General features: G+C 70.5%; 13 protein-coding genes. 5 read left to right on the top strand and 8 right to left on the bottom strand.

Going from position 1 to position 13661, the window contains the following annotated elements; all coding sequences use genetic code 11:
• Positions 1–7: 7 nt before the first annotated feature.
• A complete protein-coding gene (gene fdhD / locus AC3WQR_RS03690) occupies positions 8–913 on the top strand; it encodes a formate dehydrogenase accessory sulfurtransferase FdhD (protein ID WP_492741183.1) in 906 nt (301 codons plus the stop codon).
• Here the strand turns inward: fdhD and mnmH are convergent.
• Genes mnmH through AC3WQR_RS03665 form a run of 5 tightly spaced genes read right to left on the bottom strand, consistent with a single transcriptional unit; the run spans position 850 to position 5281 of the window.
• Positions 850–1917 (bottom strand): tRNA 2-selenouridine(34) synthase MnmH, encoded by a 1068-nt coding sequence (gene mnmH / locus AC3WQR_RS03685; protein ID WP_492741182.1) that lies wholly within the window; start codon positions 1915–1917, stop codon positions 850–852. The genes fdhD and mnmH overlap by 64 nt on opposite strands.
• 35 nt (positions 1918–1952) lie before the next feature.
• The gene (gene phnE / locus AC3WQR_RS03680) at positions 1953–2750 is read right to left on the bottom strand and encodes a phosphonate ABC transporter, permease protein PhnE (protein WP_492741181.1); all 798 of its coding nucleotides are present in this window, start codon (positions 2748–2750) and stop codon (positions 1953–1955) included.
• Positions 2747–3583, bottom strand: coding sequence for a PhnE/PtxC family ABC transporter permease (locus AC3WQR_RS03675; protein WP_492741180.1), 837 nt, complete (start codon positions 3581–3583; stop codon positions 2747–2749). The genes phnE and AC3WQR_RS03675 overlap by 4 nt, the downstream gene beginning before the upstream one ends.
• Positions 3580–4404 (bottom strand): phosphonate ABC transporter ATP-binding protein, encoded by an 825-nt coding sequence (locus AC3WQR_RS03670; RefSeq protein WP_492741179.1) that lies wholly within the window; start codon positions 4402–4404, stop codon positions 3580–3582. Before AC3WQR_RS03670 ends, AC3WQR_RS03675 begins: the two co-directional genes overlap by 4 nt.
• Before the next feature lie 13 nt (positions 4405–4417).
• Complete coding sequence (locus tag AC3WQR_RS03665; RefSeq protein ID WP_062469048.1) at positions 4418–5281, bottom strand: putative selenate ABC transporter substrate-binding protein; 864 nt, start codon at positions 5279–5281, stop codon at positions 4418–4420.
• Positions 5282–5392: 111 nt separating this feature from the next.
• On the opposite strand from AC3WQR_RS03665, the gene selD reads away from it, so the two are divergent.
• The 3 genes from selD to AC3WQR_RS03650 all read left to right on the top strand — a co-directional run bounded on the left by selD (position 5393) and on the right by AC3WQR_RS03650 (position 10719).
• Positions 5393–6472, top strand: a complete 1080-nt coding sequence (selD, locus tag AC3WQR_RS03660; protein WP_062469051.1) for a selenide, water dikinase SelD — start codon at positions 5393–5395, stop codon at positions 6470–6472.
• 157 nt (positions 6473–6629) lie between these two features.
• Positions 6630–9146 (top strand): ABC transporter permease, encoded by a 2517-nt coding sequence (locus AC3WQR_RS03655; protein WP_492741178.1) that lies wholly within the window; start codon positions 6630–6632, stop codon positions 9144–9146.
• 106 nt (positions 9147–9252) lie between these two features.
• Complete coding sequence (locus AC3WQR_RS03650; protein WP_492741177.1) at positions 9253–10719, top strand: AAA family ATPase; 1467 nt, start codon at positions 9253–9255, stop codon at positions 10717–10719.
• A 39-nt stretch (positions 10720–10758) separates the two neighbouring features.
• Here the strand turns inward: AC3WQR_RS03650 and AC3WQR_RS03645 are convergent, their stop codons facing one another.
• The 3 genes from AC3WQR_RS03645 to AC3WQR_RS03635 are packed head-to-tail and all read right to left on the bottom strand — an operon-like array spanning position 10759 to position 12298.
• Positions 10759–11082 carry a type II toxin-antitoxin system RelE/ParE family toxin gene (locus tag AC3WQR_RS03645; RefSeq protein ID WP_159274913.1) on the bottom strand — a complete coding sequence of 108 codons (324 nt, stop codon included), beginning with the start codon at positions 11080–11082 and terminating at the stop codon, positions 10759–10761.
• Positions 11079–11351: a type II toxin-antitoxin system Phd/YefM family antitoxin gene (locus AC3WQR_RS03640; protein ID WP_070061494.1), complete on the bottom strand. Its 273-nt coding sequence runs from the start codon at positions 11349–11351 to the stop codon at positions 11079–11081. Before AC3WQR_RS03640 ends, AC3WQR_RS03645 begins: the two co-directional genes overlap by 4 nt.
• 44 nt (positions 11352–11395) lie before the next feature.
• Positions 11396–12298 (bottom strand): LysR family transcriptional regulator, encoded by a 903-nt coding sequence (locus AC3WQR_RS03635; protein WP_307637140.1) that lies wholly within the window; start codon positions 12296–12298, stop codon positions 11396–11398.
• 125 nt (positions 12299–12423) lie between these two features.
• Here AC3WQR_RS03635 and AC3WQR_RS03630 point away from each other — a divergent pair.
• The coding region (locus AC3WQR_RS03630; protein WP_492741176.1) for an MFS transporter at positions 12424–13661 on the top strand (1238 nt) is incomplete at its 3' end.

Here is a 13661-nt window from a genome sequence, read left to right as displayed (position 1 = left end):
CGCGGCCATGGAAAACACCCCCGAATCCGACTCGCTGCCACCGCTCGCGCGGCATGCCGTGCACGTCTTCGGCGAGCGCGGCCTCGCGCCCGAAGGCGTGGTGCGCGACGACACGCTGGCCGCCGAGGTGCCGGTGGCGCTGGTGTTCAACGGCGTCTCGCACGCGGTGATGATGGCCACGCCGCAAGACCTGGAAGCCTTCGCGCTGGGCTTTGCGCTGAGCGAAGGCATCCTCGACAGCGCCGCCGATTGCCGCGGCATCGACGTGCGAACGGTCGAGGCCCTCGATGCGGGCCTGCCCGAAGGCATGCCGGGCATCGAGGTGCAGCTCGAAGTGTCCACGCGCAGCTTCGAACGCCTGAAGGACCGCCGCCGCAGCCTCGCGGGCCGCACCGGCTGCGGTGTGTGTGGCGTTGAAAGCTTCGCGGGGCTCGACCTGTCGCCGCAGCGCGTGTCGCCGCGCGACTGGATCGAACGCATCGACCTGGCCACCGTGCTGCGCGCCTTCGCCGCCATGCCGCCGCGCCAGGTGCTCAATGCCGAAGCCGGCGCGATCCATGCCGCGGCATGGGCCACGGTCGACGGCGAACTCACGGACCTGATGGAAGACGTCGGCCGTCACAACGCGCTCGACAAGCTGCTCGGCGCGCTGGCGCGTGCGAATCGGCTGCAGGAGCCCGGCTTCGTTTTGATGTCCAGCCGCGGCAGCCACGAGCTGGTGCGCAAGTGCGCGCGCCTGGGCATCGCGGCGATGGCGACCATCTCGGCGCCGACCGCGATGGGCGTGCGCATGGCGGAACTCAGCGGCCTGCGTTTCTGGGGGCTGTGCCGCGCGCCGCGCGGCGTGCTTTATGCCAACGGGCTCGGTGCGCCGAGCGCCAGCACCGCGTCGGCCACGGCCTCGATGCCCTGATCCGAGAGGTCGGACGCCCCCACGCGCTGGCGCTTCGTCCACGCACGAAAGTGCGTCTCTTGCGACTTCTGGTAGTGCGGGTCGTAGTGCAACGACATTAGCTCGGCGAACAGGTGCGGCAGGTCGGCCTCGTGGGCCCACTGCTGCCAGCGCGTCACCGTTTCCTTGCCCTGCAGTTCCTTGAGCACGCCCATCTTCTCTGCGAGCGCCGCGCGGTCGTCGCCCAGGTAGGCGTAGTCGCGCAGCAGGTAGGCCAGCCGCGCCTCGGGTGTGGCCTCCACCTCGATGCACGGCGCGGCGCGCATCTGCGCCACCAGCGACAGCGGCAGCGACAGCCGCCCGATGCGCACGCTCTCGCCCTCGACATACAGCGGGCGCGAGAGGTCGATGGCTTCGAGCACGGTCGCGATGCGCGTCTCGAACTGCTTTTGCGAGGGCTGCGGCACGCCCGGCAGCGCGCCGAGCAGCGAGCCCTTGTGGTTGGCGAAGGCTTCCAGGTCGAGCACCTGTGCGCCGCGTTCGGCCAGCGCGTGCAGCACGCGCGTCTTGGCGCTGCCGGTGGCGCCGCAGACCACGCGCAGGTCAAGCTGCGGCGTCAGCGCGTCGAGCTGCGAGATCACGTGCCGGCGAAAGCTCTTGTAGCCGCCCGCGAGCTGCTGCGCGTCCCAGCCCACGAGCCGCAGCCAGGTGACCATCGAGCCGCTGCGCATGCCGCCGCGCCAGCAGTAGACCAGCGGCTTCCACTTCTCGGGCCGGTCGGCCAGCGTGTCGCGCAGGTGCGTCGCGATGTTGGCCGCCACCATGGCACCGCCGATGCGGCGCGCCTCGAAGGCGCCGGTCTGCACGTAGACCGTGCCGACGATGTGGCGCTCCTCGTCGTTGAGCACGGGGCAGTTGATGGCGCCGGGGATGTGGTCGAGCGCGAACTCGGCGGGCGAGCGGGCGTCGATGATCGAATCGAAGGCGTGGCGGTCGGCCACCCAGACGGGCTGGCGATGACTCATGGCTGAAGGGACCTCATGCCGCCATTGTCGGCCACTCAGGCGTAGGCGGGACCTAGGCCTTTTCGCAAGCGAGCACTCGCCAAGTCGACAAAGGTGACCAGCACGAACATCGCGATCAGCACCGTCATCGCCTGCTGCTGCTGGAAGATCGACAGGTGGAAGTACAGCAGCTGCCCCAGCCCGCCGCCGCCCACGAAGCCCAGCACGGCCGCCATGCGGATGTTCATTTCCCAGCGGTAGAGCGTGTAGGCCACCCACTGCGGCAGCACGATCGGCAGGCTGGCGTAGCTGAAGGCGGCGACCGGGCCGGCGCCCGAGAGCGCCAGCGCCTGCTCGGGCTCGCGCGGTGCGTTCTCCAGCGCTTCGGCGAAGAGGCGCCCGAGCACGCCGGTCGTGTGCAGCGACAGCGCCAGCGCGCCCGCGAACGGCCCGATGCCGGCGGCCAGCACCATCAGCGCGGCCCACACCAGCTCGGGCACGCTGCGCAGGAAGTTGAGCACGAAGCGCGCGCCATGGCGCAGCGGCCCGCCGATGCGGCCCGAGGCCGGCAGCGCGAGCACGGCGCCCGCCACGGCGGCCAGCACGGTGCCCAGCGCCGACACGGCCAGCGTCTGCAGCGCGCCGTGGCCGACCTTGGCCAGGAACTCGGGCGACACGTCGGGCGGGAAGAACTCGGCGATGAACTTGCCCATGAGCTTGAGCGATTCGGCCGAGCCCAGCGCGCCATAGTCGATGCCCAGGTAGACGAAGCTCGCGACCACCGCCGCGGCGATCAATGCGACGGCGAGCCAGCAGCGCAGGCACAGGGGAGGGCGTGGCAGCAGCGTCGTCATGCCAGGAGCTTTCGCAGCGCGTTGCTCAGCATGTCGGCCAGCAGCACGAGCGCGAGAAACACCAGCAGGATGCTGCTGGCCTCGCCGCCGTTGAGCATCTTCATCGACTGGTCCATCAGCTGCCCGAGGCCGCCCGCGCCCACGAAGCCCATCACCACCGAGGCGCGCACCGCGCATTCCCAGCGGTACATGGTGTACGAGGCCAGCTCCTGTGCCGTGTGCGGCAGCAGGCCGTAGCACAGCGCCGCGAGCCGGCCGCTGCCGCTTTCGAGCAGGGTGCGCGCGGGGCGCGTGTCGGTCGATTCGAGGATCTCGGCGTAGACCTTGCCCAGCATGCCGCCATAGGTGATGGCCAGCGCCAGCACGCCGGCCGCGGGGCCGAGCCCGAGCGCGCGCACGAACAGCAGCGCCCACACGATCTCGGGAATGGCGCGCAGCACCATCAGCAGCCAGCGCGCCGCCTGCCGGACGATGCCGGCCTGCACGCGGCCGGGGCCGGGCCCGATGCGCGAGATGGAGAGCGCGCGCGTGGTCACGAAGCCCAGCGGCGCGCCGATCAGCAGCGCCATGGCCGTGCCGGCCGTGGCCATGGCCAGGGTCTCGAGCGTGGCCTTGGCGAGCAGCGCGAGAAAGGCCGGCGAGCTGTCGGGCGGAAAGAAGCCCGCAAGAAAGCCGCCGATGACGGCGAGGTTGCCGCTGCCGAACAGCGCCCAGGGCTTGAATTCGGAGAGCGCGAGCACCGGCCAGGCGACGGCCAGCGCCGCGAGCCAACCGGCCAGGCGGCGGCCCGCATGCGGATCGCGCAGGGCGGGGCGGGCGAGTGTCGCCGTCACGGGCAGTCCGGCCGATGGAAGGTCGGCTCGGCGGTGCCGGCCACCGGTGCGACCGGCAGCGGGCCCTGCGTCGCCACGCCGCCTTCGCTCGCATAGAGCGCCTCGAGCAGCGCCGGCGTCACCTGCGCGGCCGGCAGGTCGAAGGCGACCTGCCCGTCGCGCATGCCCACGATGCGCGGAAACCAGCGCAGTGCCAGATCGACCGCGTGCAGCGACGCGACCAGCGTGGCGCCGGTCGATTCGCTCTGCGCCACCAGCTGGCCCACGGCCGCGTGCGCCAGCGTGGGGTCGAGCGCCGACACCGGCTCGTCCGCCAGCAGCAGCGCGGGGCGCTGGTACAGCACGCGCGCAATGCCCACGCGCTGCAGCTGGCCGCCCGAGAGGCGGTCGCAGCGGTCGAACAGCCGGTCTTCGAGCGCGAGCCGGGCCAGCGCCGCGTGCGCGCCCGCGATGTCGAATGGATAGAAAAGCGAACCCAGCGCGCGTGCCGTCGACCACTGGCCGAGCCGGCCCGCGAGCACGGCCGTGACCACGCGCAGGCGCGGCGCGATCGGCGGGGCCTGGTGCACGGTGCCGATGCGCGCGCGCAGCTGCTTGAGCGCACGGGCCGGCAGCCGCCACGGGTGCTGGCCCAGTGCCTGCACCTCGCCTTCACCGGGTCGCAGCGCCGCGCCGAGCACGCGCAGCAGCGTGGTCTTGCCCGCGCCCGAGGGCCCGATAACGGCGATGCGCTCGCCGTCGCGCGCGGCCAGCGTCACGCCGGCCAGCGCGCGCTGGCCGTTGGGGTGCACCACGCCCGCGCTGTCGAGCGAAAAACTCATCCGCGCATTCCGCTCACTTGATGAGGCCGGCCGACTTGCCCGCCGTCTCGATGCCGTCGTAGTTCGACGACTTGGTGGGGATGAACTTGCTCGCGCGCTGCAGCGCCATGATCTCCTTGTGCGCCGGGTTGGCCGGGTCCAGCTTCAGGAAGGCGTCGGTCAGCTTCTTCGTCACGGCGGCGTCCAGGCCCGGGCGCACGGTCCAGTTGTAGTCGTAGTAGGTCGGCGTGGTGGCCAGCACGCGCACCTTGGCGGCGTTGGGGTTCTTGGCCTCGACCAGCTTGTCCCACACCGAGGCGTTGAGCACGCCCGCTTCGGCGCGCGAGGCGGCCACGAAGGCCACGGTGGCGTCGTGCGCGCCCGAGAACGCGACGGTCTTGAAGTCCTTCTCGGGGTTGATGCCGGCCTGCAGCAGGAAGTAGCGCGGCATCAGGCTGCCCGAGGTGGACGAGGGCGCGCCGAAGGCGAAGGTCTTGCCCTTCAGGTCGGCCAGGGTCTTGGCGGGGCTGTCGATCGGCACGATGAACTTGCTGGTGAACACCTCGTCTTCCGCGCGCTGCACGATCGGCACCGCGCCGCCGTTGGTGCGGATGCGCGCCTGCACGAAGGTGAAGCCGCCCAGCCACGCCAGGTCGATCTTGTTCGTCGCCAGGCCCTCGACCACGGCGGCGTAGTCGGTCACGGGCGTGAACTGCACGTCCATGCCGGTTTCCTTCTTCAGGTAGTCGCCCAGCGGCGTGAACTTGCGCTGCAGCTCGGTGGGCGCCTCGTCGGGAATGGCCGACACGCGCAGCACGCCCTGGGCGAAGGCACCCACGGCGGTGAGGGACAGGGCCAGCGCGAGCGCGAGCCGGGACACGGTTTGTTTCGTTTGCATGGTGTGATGACGCGTTCAGTGGAAAAAGAAAAGGGTGTGTCGGGGCACTCGGGCAGACGGCGGTGCGGGCTTCGATAATCGCGGCTTGTTCCATTCGACCGACCCGCTGCCATGATCGAAGCCGCACCTTCCAAGCTCCTGAATCCGTTGGCGCCGCTGCGGCTCACCAGCTTCTCGCATGGGGGCGGCTGCGGCTGCAAGATCGCGCCGGGCGTGCTGTCGCAGATCCTCAAGAACCATGCGGGCGGGCTGATTCCGCCCGAGCTCATGGTCGGCATCGAGACCGCCGACGACGCGGCAGTCTACCGGCTCAACGACGAGCAGGCGCTGATCGCCACCACCGATTTCTTCATGCCCATCGTGGACGACCCCTACGAGTTCGGCCGCATCGCCGCGACCAACGCGATCAGCGACGTCTACGCGATGGGCGGGCGCCCGATCATGGCGCTGGCGCTGGTCGCCATGCCGATCAACCAGCTGCCGGTGGAAGTCATCGCCGAGATCGTGCGCGGCGGGCAGGACGTGTGCCGCGCGGCCGGCATTCCCATTGCGGGCGGCCACACCATCGATTCGGTCGAGCCGATCTACGGGCTGGTCGCGATGGGGCTGGTGCACCCGAAGCGCGTGCGGCGCAATGCCGACGCGCAGGCGGGCGACGTGCTGGTGCTGGGCAAGCCGCTGGGCGTGGGCGTGCTGTCGGCGGCGCTCAAGAAGCAGCAGCTGTCCGAGGCCGGCTACCGCCAGCTGATCGAGAACACGACCAAGCTCAACACGCCCGGCATCGCGCTGTCGGCGCTCGACGGCGTGCATGCGCTGACCGACGTCACCGGTTTCGGCCTGGCCGGCCACGCGCTCGAACTCGCGCGCGGCGCGGGGCTCGCGGCGGTGGTCGAATGGTCGCGTGTGCCGCTGCTCGACAACGTGATCGCCATGGCCGGCGGTGGGCTGGTTACCGGCGCATCGGGCCGCAACTGGGCGGGCTACGGCGCCGATGTGCAGTTGCACGAGGGCCTGCCGGCCACCGCGCAGGCGCTCATGACCGATCCGCAGACCTCGGGCGGCCTGCTCGTGAGCTGCGCGCCCGAGGCGGTCGAGGCGGTGCTGGAGATCTTCCGCAACGAAGGCTTCGGGCAGGCGGCGGTCATCGGCCGCGTGGAAGCTGGCGCGCCGGGCCTCGTCGTGTTGCCCTGAGCCGGGGCGCCGCCGGGCGGGTGGGGTCGTCATCGACACGCGCTCCTTCGTTTTTTCGCATCGTGCGACAGGTCCGCGCAGCAGGCAACACCCCGCGGCCCTTTCCAATAACCCTTGAGTCCGCCGGTGCCGGTAGGCGTCGGCTATCGTTCGCGGCATGAACGCTTCCCTTCGCCTTGGCTGGCGCACGCTCTGGCGCGACCTGCGCGCCGGCGAGCTGCGCCTCTTGATCGTGGCCGTGGTGCTGGCCGTGGCCGCGCTCACGGCGGTCGGCTTCTTCGCCGACCGATTGCAGGGCGGGCTGCAGCGCGACGCGCGCCAACTGCTGGGCGGTGACGCGGTGGTCGTGAGCGACAACCCGACGCCCGAGACTTTCATCGCACAGGCGAAGTCGCTGGGCCTCGCCGGCACCGGCACCTTCGGCTTTCCCACCATGGCGCGGGCCGAGGATGCCCAGGGCGGCGCCAGCAAGCTCGTGGCCCTGAAGGCCGTGACGCCGGGCTACCCGCTGCGCGGCAACCTGCAGACGGCGACCACGGCCGAGGGCGCGGGCGCGGTGACGCGCGACGTGCCGGCGGCGGGCGAGGTCTGGGTCGATGCCTCGTTGCTCGACTCTCTGGGCCTGAAGGTCGGCGACACGCTGCTGCTGGGCGACACCGGCCTGCGCGTGGGGCGCGTGATCACGCTGGAGCCCGACCGGGGCGCGGGCTTCATGAGCTTTTCGCCGCGCGTGATGCTCAACCAGGCCGACGTGGCGCGCACCGGCCTCGTGCAGCCGGCCAGCCGCGTGGGCTACCGCTATGCCGTGGCGGGCGACGACGCCGCCGTGAAGCGTTTCACCGAATGGGCCGACGCCACCATCAAGAAGGGCGAGCTGCGCGGCGTGCGGCTCGACTCCTTCGAAGGCGGCCGGCCCGAGATGCGCCAGACGCTGGACCGCGCCGAGAAATTCCTGAGCCTGGTCGCGCTGCTTGCGGCGCTGCTGTCGGCCGTGGCCGTGGCACTGGCGGCGCGCGGCTTCGCGGCCAGCCACCTGGACGACTGCGCCATGCTGCGCGTGCTGGGCCAGAGCCAGCGCACCATCGCCGCGGCCTACGCCTTCGAGTTCGCCGTGATCGGCACCGTGGCCAGCGCGATCGGCGTGGCCATCGGCTTCGCCGTGCACTACGTGTTCGTGCTGCTGCTGGCCGGGCTGGTCGAGACCGCCTTGCCCGCCGCCACGCTGTGGCCCGTGGCCTTCGGCCTGGGCATGGGGCTCACGCTGCTGTTCGCCTTCGGCCTGCCGCCGGTGCTGCAACTGGCGCGCGTGCCGCCGCTGCGTGTGATCCGTCGCGACGTGGGCGGGCTCAAGCCCGCATCGCTCGCCGTGCTCGGCATCGGCGTGGCGGGCTTCGCGGCGCTGCTGATGGCGGCCAGCAGTGACCTCAAGCTGGGCCTCATTGCGGTCGGCGGCTTTGCCGGTGCCGTGGCCGTGTTCGCGCTGCTGAGCTGGCTCGCCGTGAAGGTGCTGCGCCGCAGCGTCAGCGAGACCACCGCGCCGCGCTGGCTGGTGCTGGCCACGCGGCAGATCTCGGCGCGCCCGGCCTATGCCGTGGTGCAGGTGAGCGCGCTGGCCGTGGGCCTGCTGGCGCTGGTGCTGCTGGTGCTGCTGCGCACCGACCTCGTGGCGAGCTGGCGCAAGGCCACGCCGCCCGATGCGCCCAACCGCTTCGTCATCAACGTGATGCCCGAGCAGAGCGAGGCGTTCCAGAAGACGCTGCGCGACGCGGGCGTCGCCAAGTTCGACTGGTACCCGATGATCCGCGGCCGGCTGGTGGCGATCAACGACAAGCCCGTGACACCCGACGACTACACCGAGGACCGCGCCAAGCGCCTGGTGGACCGCGAGTTCAACCTGAGCAACAGCACCGCCGCGCCCGCGCACAACAGCGTCACCGCCGGCGCCTGGACGCCCGAGGCGAAGAACGAGGTGAGCGTGGAAGAAGGCCTGGCCGAGACGCTGGGCCTGAAGCTGGGCGACACCTTGCGCTTCGACATCGGCGGCATGCAGAACGACGCGCGCATCACCTCGCTGCGCAAGGTCGACTGGGGCTCGCTGCACGCCAACTTCTTCGTGATGTACACCGTGGCCTCGCTGGCCGACGTGCCCGTGACCTACATGGGTGCCTTCCGCGCGCCCGAGACGCGCGGCTTCGACAACGCGCTGGTGCGCAGCTTTCCCAACGTGACCAACGTCGACATGAGCGCCACCATCAACCAGGTGCAGCGCGTGCTCGACCAGGTGGTGCGCGCGGTCGAGTTCCTGTTCGGCTTCACGCTGGCGGCCGGGCTGGTGGTGCTGTTCGCGGCCGTCACCGCCACGCGCGAGGAACGTGCGCGCGAGTTCGCCGTGATGCGCGCCGTGGGCGCACGCGCCAGCTTGCTGCGGCAGGTGCAGCGCGCCGAACTGGTGGGCGTCGGCCTGCTCGCGGGCTTCCTGGCGAGCATCGTGGCCTCGGTGATCGGCTGGGGGCTGGCGCGCTACGTGTTCGAGTTCACCTGGACCGCGTCGCCGCTCGTGCCGGTTGCGGGCGCGCTGGCCGGTGCGGTGCTCGCGCTGGCGGCGGGGTGGTGGGGCCTGCGCGATGTGCTGCGCCGGCCGGTGGTCGACACGCTGCGCCGCGCGGCCGAGTAGGGCCGCGCAGTCCCGTACAGTTTTTTTCTTTCGCGATCGGCAGGACGGGGCCGGGGATGCAATACATTCCCCGGCCCCGTATTCAATTCAGAAGAGAAATTCCTGCATGCGCTTGGCGTCATTCCAGATCACCAACTATCGCTCGATCCACGACAGCGGCTCCATCGATTCCTCCCAGATCACAGCGATCCTCGGCCGAAATGACAGCGGCAAGTCGAACCTGCTGCGCGCGTTGCACAGCCTGAACCCGACCGACGGGCTCACGGCACTCAGCCCCATCAAGGACTTCCCCCGGCACCGCCGCCTGGACGAATGCACCGACGACACCCCGGTGGTCCACACGCGCTGGGACCTCGACGCCTCCGAACAGCTGGCGCTCGCCGCCATCTTGCCGCGCGCAGCCGGCGTGCGCCAGGTCACGGCCGGCCGCGGCTACGGCGCCACGCGCACGACCGGCTTCGAGGGCCTGGGCCCGCTGTCGATCGACGTGAGCGACATCAAGGCCAAGGTGCGCAAGATCGTGCCCGCCGTGAAGGCCGCGGCCGAGAAGGTTGCCGACGAGTTGAAGCCAGCGCTCGAACAGGAGGCCGACGCCTTCGACGCCGCCATGATCCCGAGCCCCGACTTCGTCAAGTGGTCGGCCGGCGCACTGCTGGCGCTGCAGGCGCTGCGCCAGGCATTGGCCACGGCCGGCGCCGAGATCGCCGACAAGCAGGCGCAGATGCTGACCGAGCTCGAGGAGCTGGCGCGCACGATCGACAACGACCAGCCCGCGCTGGCCCGCGCCCGCGCCTGGGTGCTGGAGAAACTGCCGCGCTTCATCTACGTCGAGGACTACGCCTCGCTGCCCGGCCGCCAGAACATCGCCGAATACCTCACGCGCAAGGGCTGGGGCGAGCGCACGGCGGGCGAGCGCAATTTCGAAAAGCTGTGCCAGGTGGCGGGGCTCGACCCGCAGCAACTGCAGGACCTGCTGGCGAAGAACGACCTGGCGACGCGCAATCAGTTGGTGAACCGGGCCGGCTCGGTCGTCACGTCGGAAATCCGCCGCGTGTGGAAAGACCGCGAACTCAAGGTCCGCTTCAACCTCGACGGGCAGCACCTGGAGACGCTGGTGTCCGACCCCAACGCCGCCTACGAGGTGGAAGTGAACCTCGACGAACGCAGCCGCGGCTTCCAGTGGTTCTTCTCGTTCTACGTTGCGTTCTTCGCGGACACGAGGGGCGCGGCTGATGCGATCCTGCTGCTGGACGAGCCCGGCCTGCACCTGCACGCGCATTCGCAGGCCGATCTGCTGGCGCATCTGGAGCACGACTTCGCCAACCAGATCCTCTACACGACGCACTCGCCGTTCATGGTACCGACCCACCGGCTCGACGCGGTGCGCACGGCCCGCATGAGCGAGGCCGCCGGCACGACGGTGAGCAACAAGGCCGAGGGCGATGTGCGCACGCTGTATCCGTTGCAGGTGGCGCTGGCGCTGAGCCAGGCGAAGCCCGTGGCGCCTGTCGAGGCACCCGCCGTGACTGTCGGCGAACAGGCGGAGCGTCAGCTGGTGGAAGCGGCGGCGTAGGCGTACGCCGGACGTCTCAGGCCGCGTATTGCATCGGGCTCACACGGCGCCAACGAGGCGCCGCATGAGCAGGCCCTTCAGGTCCCTGCGCGTGTCGCAGACGACGTGGATGTAGGCGGTGTCCAGCCGCACCTCGTAGATGATGCGGTTCATGCCCGAGATGACCTGCCGGTACTGGGCCGCGTTCAGGTCTTCCAGTTCCTCGGGAATCCGGCCTGCCTGGGGATGGGCTGCGATCATCGCGACGGATTGCCTGATCTTTGCGTAGCTCGCCGCCCAGGTGTCCGTGCCGAAGTTCTTGAGCAGGTAGCGCCTCAGGTCCTTCAGGTCGGCTTCGGCGGACCGCAGGAACACCACCTTCATGGGGCGTCTTCTTGGTCCAGGTCGGCGAACACATCGTCCGCGGACCGGAACTGGCCCTGTTCGATTTCGCGGTTGCCGAGGGCCAGCACTTTCAGCAGCGCGAGGGTCGCCTCCTGCTCTTCGAAGGAGCGGACATCCATCACCACGAGCTTGGCTTCGCCGTTCTGTGTGATGACCAGAGGCTCGCGGGTGTCCGAGAGGGTCTTCACGATGTCCGCGGCATGGCTCTTGAGATAGCTGATGGGTTTGACCTGCGTGGAGAAGTTCATGGGGTTCACCTGCGGTTGTCGATCGGACCGATTATGGTCTGAATTCAGTCTTTCGATGTTTCCGAGCCATCGTCCCTGAACATGTGTTCACCCGCAAAGTCGACAAACGCCCGCACCTTCGGCGACAACTGCCGGCTCGACGGCCACAGCGCCGAGAACTGCCCCTGCCGCACGAGGTGCGCGGCGAGCACGCGCTGCAGTTCACCACGGCGCAGCGCGTCGCGCGCCAGGAAGTCGGGCATGTACGCAATGCCCAGGCCCGCGACGGCGGCGCCCAGCATGGCTTCCATGTTGTTGCAGACCAGGCCCGGCGGCAGCTGGGGCGGCAGGCCGGGCAGGTCCCAGTCCTCGATCTTTCCGCCGGTCACGAACTTGTAGCGCAGGCAGCTGTGACGGGCGAGGTCGGCCGGCACCTGCGGCACGCCGTGCTGCGCCAGGTAGGCCGGCGAGGCCGCGAGCACGAAGCTGAACGGGCCGAGGCGGCGCGCCACGAGCTGTGAATCGACCAGTTCGCCGCTGCGGATCGCCACGTCGACACCCTCGGCCACCACGTCGACCAGCCGGTCGTTGAAGTCGAGGTCGAGTTCGATCTCGGGAAAGCGCGCCTTGAACGCCGGCAGGATCGGCAGCAGAAAGCGGTAGCCGATGGTCGGCAGGCTCACGCGCAGGCGGCCGCGCGGGGTGGCGACGGCGTCCTGCAGCATGGCGCGCGCATCGCCGAGCTCGTCGAGGATGCGGCGGCAGCGCTCATGGAACATCGCGCCCTCGGCCGTGAGCCGCACCTGCCGCGTGGTGCGGTGGAACAGCCGCACGCCCATCTGCGCCTCGAGCCGCGCGACGTTCTTACCCACGGCCGAGGCCGAAATGCCCAGGTCGCGGCCCGCCCGCGCAAAGCTCTGCAGGTCGGCCGCCCGCACGAAGGATTCGAGTCCGCTGAAGCTGTCCATGGGCTTGATTGGCAACCTGGGGTTGGCAGTGTGAGGAGCTGAGGGCCCATTTTCGTTTCATTGAATCCTTTTTATCTTCGCTTCACGCATTCCCCTTTTCCTTCTCCCGCGTGAAAGCCCTCCCGATGTCCTCCTCCGATTCCAACAAGGCCTGGCTGCTCGCCGCCGTCTGCCTGGCCGCGCTCGGCATGCCGCTGAGCTTCACCGGTCCGGCCGTGGTGCTGCCCGCGATCCGCGACGCGCTGGGCGGCACGCCGGTGCAGCTCAACTGGGTCACCAACGCCTTCATGCTGAGCTTCGGCGCCACGCTGATGGCGGCCGGCGCGCTGGCCGATGCGTACGGGCGCAAGCGCGTCTTTTTGCTGGGCCTGGCGGTGGTGGCGCTGAGCAGCGCGCTGCTGACGCTGGCGCCGGGCATCGTCGCCTTCGATCTCGCGCGCGCCGTGCAGGGGCTGGGCTCGGCAGCCGCTTTCGCAGCCGGCACGGCCGCGCTGGCGCAGCTGTTCGACGGGCCCGCGCGGTTGCGGGCGTTCAGCCTCATCGGCACCTCGTTCGGCGTGGGGCTGTCGTGCGGATCGATCCTCTCGGGCTGGCTCGCCGACACCGTCGGCTGGCATGCCGTGATGCTGAGCCCCGGCGCCGTGAGCCTCGTCGCGCTGGGCCTGGCCGCGCCGCGCATGCGCGAGTCGCGCAACCCGCAGGCGATGGGGCTGGACGTGCCGGGCCCGCTGAGCTTCACGGCCGCGCTGAGCCTGCTCACGCTGGGCGTGCTGCAGGCGCCCGACAGCGGCTGGGGCAGCCCTTGGGTGCTTGCGGCGCTGGCCGGCGCGCTGGCCATGGGCGCGGCCTTCATCGCCATCGAACGGCGCGTGGCGCACCCGATGCTCGACCTGTCGCTGTTCCGCTTTCCGCGCTTCGTCGGCGTGCAGCTGCTGGCCGCGGCGCCGGCCTATGGCTTTGTCGTGCTGCTGGTGCTGCTGCCGATCCGCTTCATCGGGCTCGAAGGGCGCAGCGCGCTGGAGGCGGGCGGTTTCATGTTCGCGCTGTCGGGGCCGATCCTCGTGGTGCCGACGCTGGCGGCATGGCTCGCGCACCGCTTCTCGGCGGGCGTGATCTCGGCCGTGGGGCTGCTGGTGTGCGCGGTGGGGCTCGTGTGGCTCGCCCGCTGCGCGCCGGGCACGTCGCTGCACGGCCTCGTGGGCCCGCTGCTGCTGATCGGCGCGGGTATCGGCCTGCCCTGGGGGCTGATGGACGGCCTGGCCGTGAGCGTGGTGCCACGCGAGCGGGCGGGCATGGCGTCGGGCATCTTCAACACGGTGCGGGTCGCGGGGGAGGGCATCGCGCTGGCGCTGGTGGGGGCGGG

This window comes from Variovorax sp. FW305-3-2-15-B-LB1, assembly GCF_058787635.1.
This window is presented reverse-complemented; position numbering and strand designations above follow the sequence as displayed.